The following is a 14,003-nucleotide window of genomic DNA, read 5'->3' on the forward strand; positions in this document are numbered from 1 at the left end:
GAGCGGCTGCTGAAGGAAACCCGCGGCCAGGACCCCGACTTCCGGGACCCGAAGTACTGGCAGGAATGGGTGAACCTGATCGCCCTCGCGGTCAATGAGGAGAACGCCTCCGGCGGCCGCGTGGTCACCGCGCCCACGAACGGCGCCGCCGGCATCATCCCGGCGGTGCTCTACTACGCCCTGCACTTTGCCCCCGGCATGGACAAGGCAACCCAGGCCGACCGCGACGACGTGGTGGTCAAGTTCCTGCTGACTGCCGGCGCCATCGGGGTGCTGTACAAGGAGCAGGCCTCGATCTCCGGCGCGGAGGTCGGCTGCCAGGGCGAGGTGGGCTCGGCGTCCTCGATGGCGGCCGCCGGCCTGGCCGAAGTCATGGGCGGCACGCCGGCGCAGGTGGAAAACGCCGCGGAAATCGCGATGGAGCACAACCTGGGCCTGACCTGCGATCCGATCGGCGGGCTCGTCCAGGTCCCCTGCATCGAGCGCAACGCGATCGCGGCGGCCAAGGCCATCAACGCCGCCAAGATGGCGCTCTGGGGCGACGGCTCGCACAGGGTCTCCCTGGACGAGGTCATCGTGACCATGCGGGAAACCGGCCGCGACATGAGCTCCAAATACAAGGAAACGGCCATGGGCGGCCTCGCCGTGAACGTGGTGGAGTGCTAGGGAACTGACCGGCGCCTGCGGGCGCGGGGTAGGCAGCGTCAGTTGTGCAGCGCCGCCCAGAGGTTCAGCGAGGACGCGAACACGATCCAGGACAGGTAGGGCAGCATCAGCAGCCCTGCCGTCCGGCTGATCGGCCCGAACAGCACCACCGTCACACCCACCGCCACAGCCAGCGCCACGATGATCCCGAACGCGATCCACAGCGCCGGCGTTCCGAGCACCGGGTACAGGGCAAAGAAGACCGGGGTCCAGAGCAGGTTCAGCACCAGCTGCACGCCGTAGGCTGTCAGGGCCGCCTTGGACCCCTCGGCATGGCTGCGCCAGATGAGCCACCCCGCGACGGCCATGGCGGTGTACAGGACGGTCCAGACCGGCCCGAAGACCCAGTTGGGCGGGGACCAGGGCGCCGTGTCCGCAGTGGCGTACCAGCCGTTGACGTGGCGGGCCGTGGCCAGGCCGCCAAGGCCCGCCACGAGCGCCGACGCGCCGAGGAACAACAGCAGCGCGACTATTTGCGAGCCAGTGCCTGAGTGGGCGCCGGGGCCGGCCCCTGAGCCGGCGCCTGCGCCGCGCACCCGGCCGTCGGGCGCCCCCGGACGGCCTTCGAGCGGTTGATGCTGAGCCTGCATGAGACCAGCGTAACCGCCTGGCCCGGACCTTCGGCAGGGTCCGGACCGATAGACTTGGGGCTGCATGTCCGCATGCCGCCGAAGCTCGTACCGCAATGATTGGATACCGCACCCTTGCGCGAATTCACTGCCCGCTTTGCCTCTGCCGAGGAGATTGCCAACTGGGATGACCACGTCACCGCGAACCCCAACGGCGGCAATCTCCTGCAATCGGAAGCCTTTGCCGAGGTCAAGCAGCACTTTGGCTGGAAGCCCCTGCACCTGGTCTACGAGACGGCCGATTACACGAGCTACAACCTCATCCTGGAGAAGTCGTTTCCGCTGCTGGGCAAACTCTGGTACCTGATCAAGGGGCCCGATGTGGCGTCCGTCGAGGACATCCCGGGGATCACAGCGGCCAACGCGGACTTCGTCAAGAGGGCCAAGCTGGGCGTCTTCGCGATCAAGATCGAGCCGGATATCGTCCTGTCCGAGGACGCCGCACGGATCCTCGAGGGGGCGGGCCTGGTCAAGACGCACAACCTGCAGCCCAACGACTCCACGGCACTGCTCGATATTGAGCCCGAAGAAAACCAGCTGCTGCGCAACCTCCACTCCCGGGGCCGCAATGCGGTGCGCCGCGCCATCCGTGAGGGCGTGGAGGTCCATAACGCCGAGCCCACCGAAGAGAACTTCCGGGCGATGTATGGCCTGATGACCACCACGGTGGAGGCCAAGTCCCAGGTCCGGGTGCGCGAGTACGAGTACTACCGCCAGTTCTGGACCAACTTCCTGGACCGGAAACAGGGCAGGCTGCTGTTCGTGTACGAAAACGGCGTGCCCTCGGTTGGCGCGTTCGTCATCAACTACGGCCGCAAGGGAACGTACAAAGACGGCGGCTCCCTGCAGAAGCGTGGCCAGTACGGCGACTCTCACCTCGTGCAGTGGACCGCGATCGGCCAGGTCAAGGAACTCGGCTGCACCGAATACGACTTCTGCGGCACTCCGCCGAGCGACAAGCTCAAGGACACCTCGAACCCCTTCCATGGGCTGGGCCTGTTCAAGACCAGCTTCAGCAAGACCGTGACCGACTTCGTCGGCTGCTATGACCAGGTCCTGAGCCCGCTGAAGTACAAAGCGTGGATGACGGCGGGGGAGCGCGTGGCACGCCAGCTCTATACCCGGCGCACGGGCCAGCAGTTCTACTAAATAGCCGACCAAGGACAGTGAGGAGGCCGGAATGAATAACGGAAACGACGGCCACCGCAGGCCGCCCACGGACGGCCTGCCCCGGACCCAACCGATGTCGGCCATGCAGGTGCGTCAGAACGCCGCAGCCAAGCGGATGCTGCGCCGGCTGGTCCAGGGCGAAAACCCTCCGACGGCGCCCATGAGCATCGTGGACCGGCTCGCCGGCAGCCCGTACGCCAACCCGATGATCCAGGTCGGCGGGGTGGACGCCGCAGCCCGCAAGACCATCGACTTTGCCCTGAAGCTGGCCGAATCCATGTTCCGGTACGGGGCGGGCGCCCTCGAAGTTGAGACCAGCATCATCGCGATCACCGCTGCGCTGGGGCTCAAGAACATCGAGGTGGACATCACCAACCAGTCGGTGGCCATCAACTATGCCCCGAAGGACCAGACGCCCATCTCGCTGCTGCGCGTCGTCCGGTCCTGGACCAACAACTATGCGGGCCTCTCGCAAGTGCACCAGCTGGTGACGGACATCGTGGCCGGCGGCGTCGGCCGCGAGGAAGCCTCGCGCCGGCTGGAGGAGATCACCCGAAGCCCCAAGCCGTTCCCGCGGTGGATGGTCACCGTGGCCTTCGGCGTGTTCTCCGCCGTCTTCGTCGGCGTCCTGGGCGGCGGGCTGGGCGCTTCGCTGGTCGCGTTCCTCTCGAACCTGCTGGTCAGCCTCCTGGCCCGCCAGCTGGGCCGCTGGCGTACCCCGGACTTCTTCATCACCGCCTCGTGTTCGTTCCTGGTGACCATCGTGGCACTGCTGCTGTGGCGCTTTGGCGCCCCGCTGGGGGTGCAAATAGCCCCCGAAATCGTGGTGGTTGGCGGGATCCTGCTGCTCCTGCCGACCGGACGCCTCGTGTCCTCGGTGCAGGATGCGATCAACGGCTTCCCGGTCACGGCCGCCGGCCGGTTCCTGTCCACCATGCTGACCTTCGGGGCGCTCGTGGCCGGCATCGCCGTCGGCTTCGTCGTGGGAGACATGACCGGCATGGACCCGATCGACGTCACCAAAACATTCCCACCCAAGTATGACTTGTGGGTGGTCATCATCTTGATCGCCATTGCGGTGCTGATGATCGGCATCACCGAACAGACCAGTTTGAAGCTGCTGCTGCCGACGGCGGCAGTTGGCATCGTGGGCTATCTGGTCCTGATCGGGGGCGACGCGCTGGGCATCGGCTCCCGCTTCGCCCCGGCTCTCGCCGCGGTGGTGATCGGCCTGCTGGCCCGCGTGGTGGCCCTCCGGATGGGCGCTCCGCAGCTGGTGGTGGCAGTCCCCGCCGCCCTGATCCTGCTCCCCGGACTCACCATATTCCGCTCCATGTATGTATTGACCATCGAGGAATCGGAGATTCTCATGGGCGCCGGCGGGATGCTCAACGCCGGCGCAATCGTGCTCGGCGTCGCTGCCGGGATCGTGCTCGGTGACACCCTGGCGCGGCCCCTGACCCGGAGCCTGGCGAGCAACGAGCGGCGCAGGGCCCGCCGCCGCTAGCTCCCCGCGGCGCCTGGGTGTTGGCTGCCCTGAGGCGCCGGGTTTGAGCGCCGGGCTGAGGCATCGGGTTGAGGCGCCGGGTTTCCCCACTTTTGCGAGGACGCGACGGCGTGCCGGGCCGACACGCCTTCGCGTCCCGGCGTCGTGGTGGCAAAGGTGGGGAGACTCCGCAGCGCCAGCCCCGGCTCGCTCCTGGATCTTGCCGCGTTAGATCTTGCGCCCTTTGGATCTTCCGCTTTAGATCTTCCGCTTTAGATCTTGCGCTGTTAGATCTTGCCTATCGGCAGCTTCTTCTCCGCCTGGAAGTCGTCCTCGACGCGGCCCTTGGCCCAGTAACCCGAGAGGGACACCTGGGCCCGCTCCAGCCCGCGCTGGACGTAGAGAACGTCCCGGAGGCCTTTCATATAGCCCCGTTCGCCGTGGGCAAAGACCTGCACCCGGCCCTCGGGCCATTCGGCGTCTCGGATGGCCGTGACCAGCAGCTCGCTGTCGCCGGCGGGGGAGCCGTCGCGCAGAAGCCAGCGCAGTTCGACGCCGGCCGGGCCGGCGATGGGCTGGATGTCGGCGTCGCTGTCCACCTCGAGGATGGCGAGCCCGCGGGCGTCCCCCGGCAGGGACTCGATGGCGGCAGCGATGGCCGGCAGCGCGGCTTCATCCCCGGCAAACAGGTGCCAGTCAGCCGCCGGATCGGGGTTGTACCCGCCGCCCGGGCCGGTAAAGGTCAGCCGCTCGCCTGGCTGGGCCGAGGCCGCCCAAGGCCCGGCGAGGCCCTCGTCGCCGTGGATCACGAAATCGATGGCCAGCTCCTGGGCTGCGGTGTCCACCCAGCGGACCGTGTAGGTCCGGGTGTGCGGCCACTGACTGCGCGGCATGGTTTCCCGGATGGCCCACAGGTCCAGCGGCTCCGGGTATTCGACACCCGGTTGCGGAAACACGATCTTGACGTACCGGTCCACGTAGTCGTTGTTGACGTACCCGGCGAAGCCAGGCCCGCCGGCGATGATCCGGACCATGTGCGGGGAGAGTTGCTCCTTGCGCAGGACCGTCAGGTCGGTCTGGGGACGCGTGTTCCGGGTGGCCGAAGTTGTGGCGGGGAGGGAGGTCATGAGGCAAGCCTAACCAAAGAACCGTGGCCGGGAGACTCGGCAGAGGCCTGTTACGGCAGCGGCGGCAGCTCCCAGTCGACCGTGCCGTTGCCTTGTTCCTGCAGCAGGGCGTTGGCCCGGCTGAAGGGCCGGGAGCCGAAGAAGCCGCGCGAGGCAGAGAGCGGGCTCGGGTGGGCGCTGGCGATCACGGCAGCAGATCCCAGCAGCGGCCTCACGGACTCAGCGTCCTTCCCCCACAGGATCACCACGAGGGCTGCGCGTCCCGCGGCGGCGTCAGCACCCACACGGGCATCGGCTGCGGGCGCGCGGTCCGCGACGGCCCGGATGGCGGCCGCCGTGACGGCCTCCCAGCCCTTGTTACGGTGCGAGCCGGCAGCGCCGGCCCGGACACTGAGCACCCTGTTGAGCAGCAGTACACCCTGCTCCGCCCAGCGGCTGAGGTCCCCATGGACGCGCGGGGGGAATCCGAGGTCGTCCTGAAGCTCTTTGTAGATGTTCGCCAGGCTGCGGGGGATCGGCCGGGTGGCCCTGTCGACGGCGAACGAGAGCCCCACGGCGTGCCCCGGCGTCGGATAGGGATCCTGGCCCACCACCAGGACCCTGACGGTGGCCAGCGGCTGCCGGAAAGCCCGAAGCAGGTTTGCCGGCGAGGGCAGCACCGCGTGCCCGCCAGCCACCTCACCGGCGAGGAACGTCAGGGCCTCCCGCAACTGCGCTTCCACAGGCGCCAGCGCCTTCGCCCAGTCCGGCGCCACCAGCTCGCCCAGCGGCAGGCGCGCCAGGTCCGCGAAGCTGAGGCGATCGGCGGGTTCAGGTTCCAGTTCGAACAGCGCACCGGAATCAGGCTCGGAATGAAACTCGGGATTGGACACAGCCCCATTCTTCCGCAGACACCGCCCGCGCCAGCACCCGGCCGAATGACAACCCTGTCATTCGGCCGTAGCATGGGAATGGCTTTTTGCCGGATCCAACCAGTTTTTTCGGAATCAACCGGTTTTCGGAATCAACCAGGGAGTGTGTCGTGGCCGAAACAGCGCAAGAGCACGGGCTCGCGGGGGATTTTGCCGAAACCTTCGCTGCCAGCGCAGGCCTGGGCGAGGTATCCGCGGATTCTCCGCTGAGCGCCCGCGACCAGCAGATGCTGGCCCTGGAGCGGCAGTGGTGGAAGTACGCCGGGGCCAAGGAACAGGCCATCCGTGAGCTGTTCGATCTTTCCGCCACGCACTACTACCAGATCCTCAATGCCCTCATCGATACCGAGGAAGCGCTGGCCCACGATCCCATGCTGGTCAAGAGATTGCGTAGACTACGTACATCACGCCAACGTGCCCGCACTGCGCGTCGTCTGGGAACAGATTCGTAAAGTAGCGTCACGCGCAGCCGGATGCGCAGCGTCCTGTTGCGCCGCTTCCGGCCTCGGGCACCCGTCTGAAATCAGCAAGGACGTCGTTTTACCATGACCAAATACGCTCGGGATGAATTTGACCGGGTCCCGGAGACCTCTGCCCGCCAGGGTGTCCACCGGGCCGTCGCAGAATCGCGCCGCCGGAGCCTGGCCCCCATCTTGGCTGCTGGCTGCGTAGCGCTGGCCATAGGCCTTGTGGCGTTCCTGATCCTGCCGAAGCTCGGATTCTCCGCAGGCCAGGCCTCGGCAGTCGGTGAGAACGCCACCGCCGCTCCGTCCGCCACGAGCCCGGCCAGCCCCAGCCCCTCGCCGACGAGCCCGGAACCCACGGCCACCGATCCGGGCGCCACAGATCCCGCGGCAGCGCCGTCGGCGACGCCCAGTATCCCCGCCGCCGGCGTGGACAAGACGCAGCCGGTGACGATTTACAACGGGACCGCCACGGCCGGCCTCGCCGGCAGGGTCGGCGGCACCGTCAGCTCCGACGGCTGGATCTTGGGCCAGACAGGCAACTGGGGCGGCGTCCCGCAGCAGACGTCGGTGATTTTCTACAGCGATGCCGAACAGAAGGGCAACGCGGAGGCGCTCGGAACGCTCCTGGGCATCGACACCCTCGTGGAGTCCACGGAGTTCAACCTGCCCCTCGTCGTGGTCCTTGGCCCCGGCTTCCAGTAGCCATTCCGGTTACGCCTCAATAACTATTAGGCCGTGGCCCTGCCCGCCGCCAACGTTCCTGGGGGACGCTGTGGGTACAGTATCTGCGGATTTCTCTTCGCAGTCCGCGGCGCACATTGAGGTGGGCCGCACGCAAGCTAGCTGAAAGTGTGGACACCATGGCACTGGGAACCGTCAAGTGGTTCAACGCCGAAAAGGGCTACGGCTTCATCACCGTGGACGGTTCCGAGAACGAGGTCTTCGTGCACTGGTCCGCGATCGTCGGCGAGGGCTACCGCGCCCTGGACGAGGGCCAGCGGGTGGAGCTGGAAGTCGGCGAGGGCGAAAAAGGCCCGCAGGCCGAAAGCGTCCGGCCCGCCTAGTGGCACTGGCCGCGCTCAAAAACGCCCCGCGGGACTCCTCAGCACGCCTGAAGGGAGCACGCCTGAAAGGAACACTTCCTGTGGGGCGCGCCCTGGCGGTCGGAACAGCCATGGCACTGGCCCTGACGGGCTGCCTGGGACCTGCCGGCAGCGCCCGCCTGGCCAGCGCCGACGCGAGCGGTGACGGCACTTTGCGCATCGGCCTGATCCTGGACAACACCGGCCGGCAGAACTTCCTGAACGCCCCGCAGCTCGCGGCGGCCAAGCTCGCCATCAAGGAGATCAACGCTGCCGGCGGCCACAAGGGCAAACCGGTGGAGCTCCTGCCGGAAACCATCAGCACGGACACCGCAGCCCAGGCCAAAGCGCTGGTCGCCGCCAAGGCCGACGTCGTGATCGGTCCCACCGACTCCAGCCGTGCCCCTGCCGCCATCGACGTGCTGGCCAACGCCAAGGTAGCGGTCATCTCGCCGGCCAACGCCGCCGGTGCGCTCAGCAACTACAAGAGCGGCGGCTACTATTTCCGCACCGCCGCGGCCGACATCGCCCAGGCGTCCGTCCTGGCCAAGCTGGCCAAGGACGGCGGCGCCAGGACCCTGGCAGTCGTACACGAGGAAGGCGGCTACGGCAAAGACGTCGCCGCAGCCGTTGTCGGTGCGGCGAAGCAGTCCGGAATGGAAGTCCTGGCCGACCCGGAGTTCACGCCCGGCCAGGCGCAGCAGGCTGCCGCCGCCGCGAAGGCCGTAAATCCCGACGCCGTGGTCCTGGTCTCCCGGGACGGCGCGCAGGGTGCCATCGCCGAACTGAACAATGCCGGCCTTGCCGGCAAGAAACTTGTGCTCAGCGACGGGGCGGTCAGCCGCTACGGCACCGGACTGGGGGCGCGGGCCCTCGACGGCGCACGCGGAATCCTGCCCGGCGTGTTCCCCTCCGCCGCCTTCCAGGCGGACCTCGTTGCCGTTGATCCCGGGCTCAAGGACATGGTGTTCGCCGCCGAGACGTACGACGCCGTCATCCTGGCCGCCGTCGCTGCCGCCGCGGCAGAGGACGACGCCGGAACCTCCATCGCGGCGTCCCTCGTCACGGTCTCCGGCGGGGCAGCGCAAGCCGCCCAGCAAGCCAGCCAGCCCGCGAGCAAGACGTGCACGAGCTACAAGGACTGCGTAGATGCCCTCCGGGCAGGCCAGCGCCCGGACTATGACGGCCAATCCGGCCGGATCAACTTTAATTCCCACGGCGACATCACCGAAGCGAACTACATGGTCTACACCTACGGCGAGGACAATCTGGCCACGATGACTGGAACGGAAGCCGCCAGCAGCAGCGGCGGCTGATCGCTCCTAGCGTATTGTGCCCGCGTGGCGGGCCGTTCGGGCCGGCCACTGCTTGCACTCTCCCCGGGGGAGTGCTAATTATTGAGTTAGCACTCCAGCGCACTGACTGCTAACACGACGCCCGGTCCGCCCGGCCGCGGAGTGGGGCAGCCGGTCCAGGAGCTAAAGGAACACCTTGCTGGGGTGAGATCCCGGACCCGGCGGCATACAGAGGCCGCAGGGCAGGGATCGTCCGTCGCGGGCACCACAGCGAAGGTTCATTCTTAACGACTGTCCCGAAAGGACTACTGCCGTTATGGCCAAGATCATTGCATTTGATGAAGAGGCACGCCGCGGTCTTGAGCGGGGCCTGAACATCCTCGCCGACGCCGTCAAGGTCACCCTCGGCCCGCGGGGACGCAACGTCGTCCTCGAAAAGAAGTGGGGCGCCCCCACGATCACCAACGATGGTGTTTCCATCGCCAAGGAGATCGAGCTGGACGATCCTTACGAGAAGATCGGCGCCGAGCTGGTCAAGGAAGTTGCCAAGAAGACGGACGACGTCGCAGGCGACGGCACCACCACGGCAACCGTGCTGGCACAGGCCCTGGTCAAGGAAGGCCTGCGCAACGTCGCGGCCGGTGCTGACCCGCTGTCCCTCAAGCGCGGCATCGAGAAGGCTGTTGAAGCCGTCACGGTCGAGCTCCTGGCCTCCGCCAAGGAAATCGAGACCAAGGAAGAGATCGCCGCCACCGCGTCCATCTCCGCCGGCGACAACGAGATCGGCGCCCTGATCGCCGAAGCCCTCGACAAGGTCGGCAAAGAAGGCGTCATCACCGTCGAAGAGTCCAACACCTTCGGCCTGGAGCTGGAGCTCACCGAAGGCATGCGCTTCGACAAGGGCTACATCTCGGCTTACTTCGTCACCGACGCCGAGCGCCAGGAAACGGTCCTTGAGGATCCGTACATCCTGATCGTCAACTCCAAGATCTCCAACGTCAAGGAACTGGTTGCTGTCCTGGAAAAGGTCATGCAGTCCAGCAAGCCGCTGCTGATCATTGCCGAGGACATCGAGGGCGAGGCCCTGGCCACCCTGATCGTCAACAAGATCCGCGGCACCTTCAAGTCCGTTGCCGTCAAGGCTCCGGGCTTCGGCGACCGCCGCAAGGCCCAGCTGGCCGACATCGCCATCCTCACCGGTGGCCAGGTCATCTCCGAGGAAGTCGGCCTCAAGCTTGAGACCGCCGGACTCGAACTCCTCGGCAAGGCCCGCAAGGTTGTTGTCACCAAGGACGAGACCACCATCGTCGAGGGTGCAGGCGACGCCGACCAGATCGCCGGCCGCGTGTCCCAGATCCGCGCCGAAATTGAGAACTCGGATTCCGACTACGACCGCGAGAAGCTGCAGGAGCGCCTGGCCAAGCTGGCCGGCGGCGTTGCAGTCATCAAGGCCGGCGCGGCAACCGAGGTCGAGCTCAAGGAACGCAAGCACCGCATTGAGGACGCCGTCCGCAACGCAAAGGCTGCTGTCGAAGAGGGCATCGTCGCCGGCGGTGGCGTTGCCCTGATCCAGGCCGGCGCCAAGGCGTTTGCGAACCTGCAGCTCTCCGGCGACGAGGCAACTGGCGCGAACATCGTCCGCGTTGCCATCGACGCCCCGCTGAAGCAGATCGCCTTCAACGCCGGCCTCGAGCCCGGCGTCGTGGTGGACAAGGTCCGCGGCCTGCCCGCAGGCCACGGCCTCAACGCAGCCACCGGCGAGTACGTCGACCTGCTGGCCGCCGGCATCAACGACCCGGTCAAGGTAACCCGCTCTGCCCTGCAGAACGCGGCTTCCATCGCCGGCCTGTTCCTCACCACCGAGGCCGTTGTGGCCGACAAGCCCGAGAAGGCTGGCGCCCAGATGGGCGGCGGCGACGACATGGGCGGCATGGGCGGCATGGGCGGTTTCTAACCCCCCGCTCCAGCCACCACAGGCTGTTCGACGGCGGCGGTCCCACCTTCGGGTGGGGCCGCCGCCGCCGGTTAAGCGCCTTCCCGGCGGACACCGTCCGTGGGCGTCGGCGGGGTCTGGCAGGATAGATCAGTGACGATTACAGCAGCGGCCGACGGTTCGGCCTTAGGAAATCCCGGCCCGGCCGGCTGGGCCTGGTACGTGAACGACGACTGCTGGCGGGCCGGCGGGTGGCCCCACGGCACCAACAACCAGGGCGAATTGATGGCGGTGCTGGACCTGTTCCGGGCAACGGCCCATGTGCCCGGCGAAGACCTGCTGATCCTCTGCGACAGCCAGTACGTCATCAACGCCGTGACCAAGTGGATGCCGGGCTGGAAGCGCAAGGGCTGGCGCAAGGCCGACGGCAAGCCGGTGCTGAACGTGGACCTCCTCAAGGACATCGACCAGGCGCTCGTCGGCCGCAAATACACCTTCGAATGGGTGCGGGGCCATGCGGGGCACGAGCTGAACGAGGCGGCGGACGACCGTGCCCGGGCGGCAGCCACCGCATACCAGCAGGGCGTGGCCGTCCGGCAGGGCCCCGGATTCGGGACAGCGGCAGACGGGACGCCACCGGCCACCACCGCGGACTCCACGGCCGCGCAGGCGCCGCAGGCGACCTTGCAGGCAGCCCCGCAGCAGGCCGTGCGGCCGGCCCGGGCCACGACGCCCTCCGGCCAACAGGAACTCTTTGGCGCGGCAGGCACCTTCGACGAGCCGGACCTGTTCAGCGAACTCGAGGACGAACCGGCCGCGGCCCTGGCGGGGAGCAGCCCCGAAGCCGTGGTCGAGTCGCTCGAGCGGGAACTGCTCCAGCCGGAAACCCGGGCAGACCTGGGACGCACGGCAGTCCTGCTCCACCCCGACTTCACCGAAATCGGCAGCTCCGGACGCCTCTGGACCCGCGACGCCATGATGATGGCGCTGGAGGACAACCCGGGCGGACCCGTGGAACTGGAACTCCTGGGCGCGGACCGGCTGGGTGAAAAGACCGTGCTCCTGACCTACCGCAGCCACACGCGCGAGGGATCGGCCCTGCGCAGCTCCCTGTGGGTCCTTGAAGGCGCGCAATGGCGGCTCCGCTTCCATCAGGGCACACCCGAGGCCTGAGAGCCGAGGCCTGACACCCAGGGGAGGAGACCCAGGGAGGAGAACCAGGCCGTGGCCCGCTCGAAGCCCGTGGGACCCTCATGGGGCCTCTGAGACTTATGTGAAGCGGTGCGCGTTGCCCAGTTCCGCCTGGGCGTAGGTGGCCGCCGCGGAATTCAGCGCGAGGTTGATCGACGCCAGGGAGGCCTCCACCCTGGCCTGGGTCAGTGTCCACTCGGCCACCAGGTTCTGGAAGTTCGTCGCCGCGGAGCCGCGCCAGCTGCCCTGAAGCTCGTCCAGCCCACGCTTCATGGCGTGGACGTCCGCGCTGATCCGTTCCACCGTGGCCTGCACGTTCGCGGATTTCAGCTGGAGGAGTTCCGTGTCGACGGAGATGATGCTCATGGCAATGCCCTCTCGAACGTTCGGGGAGGCGGCCACGGCCCGGCGGAGCACGGTGAATGCCAGCGACGAGAGTCGGCGGCAGGAACCCGGAGGGAGCGACGGCCTCATCCGGATTTTCCGGACACCCCGAGCGTAGGCGGACAGCGCCCGGCCCGGACACCGCCGTCGGGTCCTATGTGGACAAGTCTGCCGGGGACAGTTCGTTGGCGTCCTCGTCAAGGAACGGGATACTGACCACCAAGGTGGCCCCGCCCCCGTCAGTCTGCCCGACCCGTACGGACCCGGCATGCGAGCCGACAATGGCCGCCACGATCGCCAGGCCAAGTCCGCTGCCGCCGGTTTCACGGGTACGCGAGGTGTCCGCCCGGTAGAAGCGCTCGAAGATCCGGGCCGCCTCTTCCTCCGGGACGCCCGGACCGTGGTCCCGGACCTCGATCACGGACTGCCGGGCTCCGTCCGGGGCCGTCCGGACCCCGACGCCTATTTCGATCGGGGTTCCCTCGGGCGTGTAGCGCAGGGCATTGCCCACGAGGTTGCTGACCACCTGGCGCAGCTTGGCTTCATCGCCGAGCACAGGGGCGGCTGCCGGGCCCGCCCCGTCAAGACCGGTGAGGGTGATGGCGCGCTTTCGGTCGGTGGCCTGCGTGTCCACCACAGCGTCGTTGGCCAGCAGCAGCAGATCCGCCGGTTTCTGCTGCAGCGGGCGCTGCTCATCGATCCTGGCCAGCAGCAGCAGGTCTTCCACCATGGCTCCCATGCGCTTGGCTTCGCTCTCGATCCGCCCCATGGCCGTGGCCACGTCCTCCGGGGTGGACAGCGCTCCATGCCGGTACAGCTCGGAGAATCCCCGGATGGTCACCAGCGGGGTACGCAGTTCGTGCGAGGCGTCCGCGGCGAAGCGGCGCATGCGTTCCTCGGACGCCATCCGGGCGGCGAACGCTGCCTCAATGTGCGCCAGCATGGCATTGAGCGAGCTTCCCAGCCTCCCCACTTCGGTGTTGGGGTTTTCGATTTCCACGCGTCTGGAGAGGTCTCCGGCGGCGATCGCGGCGGCCGTCTTCTCCACCCGGGCCAGCGGCCGGAAGGACCGCGAGACGGTCCACGTGGCGATGAAGAATGCCAGCACGAGGGTCAGCAGGCCCACCCCGACGACCACCAGGGCGGCATGTTCCATGACGGAATCGACGGGGCCCAGCGGCAGCCCGATGATGACGACCGCACTGCGCTGGTTGTTGTCCACGACGCTTAGGGCCACAACCCTCCAGTTGCCGCCTTCGGTCCCGCGGACCTGGAAAGGTATCTGCTGGCGTTCCCGGGCCTCCACCGCGGAAAAGGTGTTAATGGCGGGATGGGAGTCCTTGTCGCCACCGAACGGAATGGGCGGCAGGCCCGGGTTGAAGAGCATCAGTGAGTAGTCGGTGGGAACGGTGGAGCTGGTCTCCTGCAACTGGCTGAAGGACTGCTGCTGGCGCACGGATTCGACGGCGGCCCGGAGCTTGTCATCCACCTGGCCCTGCAGGAAGCTGTGCAGCAGCGTCAGCGTGCCCGCGCCCGTGGCCGTGAGCGCCACCAGCATCAGCGCCATCATGATGGCCACGAGCTGCGAGCGCAGCGAAGCCGATTTCCAGCGGTGCAGCAAGG

The 14,003-nt window shown here is 67.6% G+C and carries 14 protein-coding genes; 9 read left to right on the plus strand and 5 right to left on the minus strand.

Annotated features, from left to right (window positions below; translation table 11 throughout):
* The coding region (locus tag AB4089_RS14060; protein ID WP_441409898.1) for an L-serine ammonia-lyase at positions 1-666 on the plus strand (666 nt) is incomplete at its 5' end.
* Between the two features lie 38 nt (positions 667-704).
* Here AB4089_RS14060 and AB4089_RS14065 read toward each other — a convergent pair.
* Positions 705-1,295 carry a TspO/MBR family protein gene (locus AB4089_RS14065; protein ID WP_441409899.1) on the minus strand — a complete coding sequence of 197 codons (591 nt, stop codon included), beginning with the start codon at positions 1,293-1,295 and terminating at the stop codon, positions 705-707.
* A gap of 99 nt (positions 1,296-1,394) precedes the next feature.
* Between AB4089_RS14065 and AB4089_RS14070 the strand changes: the two genes are divergently transcribed.
* Together AB4089_RS14070 and AB4089_RS14075 are read left to right on the plus strand one after the other, a co-directional pair.
* Positions 1,395-2,483, plus strand: coding sequence for a lipid II:glycine glycyltransferase FemX (locus AB4089_RS14070; protein WP_441409900.1), 1,089 nt, complete (start codon positions 1,395-1,397; stop codon positions 2,481-2,483).
* Positions 2,484-2,514: 31 nt separating this feature from the next.
* On the plus strand, positions 2,515-4,011 hold the full coding sequence (locus AB4089_RS14075) for a threonine/serine ThrE exporter family protein (protein ID WP_441409901.1): 1,497 nt from the start codon (positions 2,515-2,517) through the stop codon (positions 4,009-4,011).
* Positions 4,012-4,277: 266 nt separating this feature from the next.
* Here AB4089_RS14075 and AB4089_RS14080 read toward each other — a convergent pair whose 3' ends face one another.
* Both AB4089_RS14080 and AB4089_RS14085 read right to left on the minus strand, forming a co-directional pair.
* Complete coding sequence (locus AB4089_RS14080) at positions 4,278-5,117, minus strand: siderophore-interacting protein (protein WP_441409902.1); 840 nt, start codon at positions 5,115-5,117, stop codon at positions 4,278-4,280.
* Positions 5,118-5,167: 50 nt separating this feature from the next.
* Positions 5,168-5,989 carry a uracil-DNA glycosylase gene (locus tag AB4089_RS14085; protein WP_441409903.1) on the minus strand — a complete coding sequence of 274 codons (822 nt, stop codon included), beginning with the start codon at positions 5,987-5,989 and terminating at the stop codon, positions 5,168-5,170.
* Between the two features lie 149 nt (positions 5,990-6,138).
* Between AB4089_RS14085 and AB4089_RS14090 the strand changes: the two genes are divergently transcribed.
* The 6 genes from AB4089_RS14090 to AB4089_RS14115 all read left to right on the plus strand — a co-directional run bounded on the left by AB4089_RS14090 (position 6,139) and on the right by AB4089_RS14115 (position 11,978).
* Positions 6,139-6,480 (plus strand): DUF3263 domain-containing protein, encoded by a 342-nt coding sequence (locus AB4089_RS14090; RefSeq protein WP_441409904.1) that lies wholly within the window; start codon positions 6,139-6,141, stop codon positions 6,478-6,480.
* 93 nt (positions 6,481-6,573) lie between these two features.
* On the plus strand, positions 6,574-7,197 hold the full coding sequence (locus AB4089_RS14095; RefSeq protein WP_441409905.1) for a LytR C-terminal domain-containing protein: 624 nt from the start codon (positions 6,574-6,576) through the stop codon (positions 7,195-7,197).
* A gap of 158 nt (positions 7,198-7,355) precedes the next feature.
* Positions 7,356-7,559 carry a cold-shock protein gene (locus tag AB4089_RS14100; protein ID WP_441409906.1) on the plus strand — a complete coding sequence of 68 codons (204 nt, stop codon included), beginning with the start codon at positions 7,356-7,358 and terminating at the stop codon, positions 7,557-7,559.
* A gap of 110 nt (positions 7,560-7,669) precedes the next feature.
* Positions 7,670-8,893: an ABC transporter substrate-binding protein gene (locus tag AB4089_RS14105; protein ID WP_441410074.1), complete on the plus strand. Its 1,224-nt coding sequence runs from the start codon at positions 7,670-7,672 to the stop codon at positions 8,891-8,893.
* A 295-nt stretch (positions 8,894-9,188) separates the two neighbouring features.
* The gene (gene groL / locus AB4089_RS14110; protein ID WP_441409907.1) at positions 9,189-10,826 is read left to right on the plus strand and encodes a chaperonin GroEL; all 1,638 of its coding nucleotides are present in this window, start codon (positions 9,189-9,191) and stop codon (positions 10,824-10,826) included.
* 132 nt (positions 10,827-10,958) lie between these two features.
* Positions 10,959-11,978, plus strand: a complete 1,020-nt coding sequence (locus tag AB4089_RS14115; RefSeq protein WP_441409908.1) for an RNase H family protein — start codon at positions 10,959-10,961, stop codon at positions 11,976-11,978.
* A 96-nt stretch (positions 11,979-12,074) separates the two neighbouring features.
* Here AB4089_RS14115 and AB4089_RS14120 read toward each other — a convergent pair whose 3' ends face one another.
* A complete protein-coding gene (locus AB4089_RS14120; RefSeq protein WP_441409909.1) occupies positions 12,075-12,362 on the minus strand; it encodes a WXG100 family type VII secretion target in 288 nt (95 codons plus the stop codon).
* 172 nt (positions 12,363-12,534) lie between these two features.
* Positions 12,535-14,001 (minus strand): sensor histidine kinase, encoded by a 1,467-nt coding sequence (locus AB4089_RS14125; protein ID WP_441409910.1) that lies wholly within the window; start codon positions 13,999-14,001, stop codon positions 12,535-12,537.
* Positions 14,002-14,003: the final 2 nt, after the last annotated feature.

The sequence above is a fragment of the Arthrobacter sp. 2MCAF15 genome (genome assembly GCF_052115605.1).
Lineage (GTDB): Bacteria > Actinomycetota > Actinomycetes > Actinomycetales > Micrococcaceae > Arthrobacter.

Bases quoted from the DNA above. Each gene is read 5' to 3' on its own strand.
- AB4089_RS14065 (WP_441409899.1), bottom strand. From the start codon at position 1,295: ATGCAGGCTCAGCATCAACCGCTCGAAGGCCGTCCGGGGGCGCCCGAC.
- AB4089_RS14075 (WP_441409901.1), top strand. From the start codon at position 2,515: ATGAATAACGGAAACGACGGCCACCGCAGGCCGCCCACGGACGGCCTG.
- AB4089_RS14080 (WP_441409902.1), bottom strand. From the start codon at position 5,117: ATGACCTCCCTCCCCGCCACAACTTCGGCCACCCGGAACACGCGTCCC.
- AB4089_RS14095 (WP_441409905.1), top strand. From the start codon at position 6,574: ATGACCAAATACGCTCGGGATGAATTTGACCGGGTCCCGGAGACCTCT.
- AB4089_RS14100 (WP_441409906.1), top strand. From the start codon at position 7,356: ATGGCACTGGGAACCGTCAAGTGGTTCAACGCCGAAAAGGGCTACGGC.
- AB4089_RS14105 (WP_441410074.1), top strand. From the start codon at position 7,670: ATGGCACTGGCCCTGACGGGCTGCCTGGGACCTGCCGGCAGCGCCCGC.
- groL (WP_441409907.1), top strand. From the start codon at position 9,189: ATGGCCAAGATCATTGCATTTGATGAAGAGGCACGCCGCGGTCTTGAG.
- AB4089_RS14120 (WP_441409909.1), bottom strand. From the start codon at position 12,362: ATGAGCATCATCTCCGTCGACACGGAACTCCTCCAGCTGAAATCCGCG.